1 protein-coding gene is annotated in these 251 nt (G+C 41.4%); it reads left to right on the top strand.

Translation table 11 applies throughout. From position 1 onward, the window contains the following. A partial coding sequence (locus tag KVT28_RS25855) for a hypothetical protein (RefSeq protein WP_217551112.1) occupies positions 1–251 on the top strand: 251 nt, incomplete at both ends.

Raw genomic sequence — 251 nt, 5'->3', positions numbered from 1 at the left:
ATCCTAGTTCAGCGGCGGTGAAGCAGGTACTCAAGCTCATTCGTCGGGCATTTCCGTATCAATCAGTAGTCAATCATCCCAAGCGAATATGTCTTTATAACCATTTAGGGTTATGCTTGTGTCCCCCTGTCAATGATTCGCCTGAATTACGGAAAATCTATCGCCACAATATTAAGAATGTTATTCGCATTCTCGAAGGCAAGTCAAAAATTATTATTAAGGAATTGGAAGTGGAGCGTGATAAGGCAAGT

Origin of the sequence: Pantoea sp. GbtcB22 (assembly GCF_019091025.1) — a bacterium.
Taxonomy (GTDB): Bacteria; Pseudomonadota; Gammaproteobacteria; order Enterobacterales; family Enterobacteriaceae; genus Pantoea; species Pantoea leporis.
This window is presented reverse-complemented; position numbering and strand designations above follow the sequence as displayed.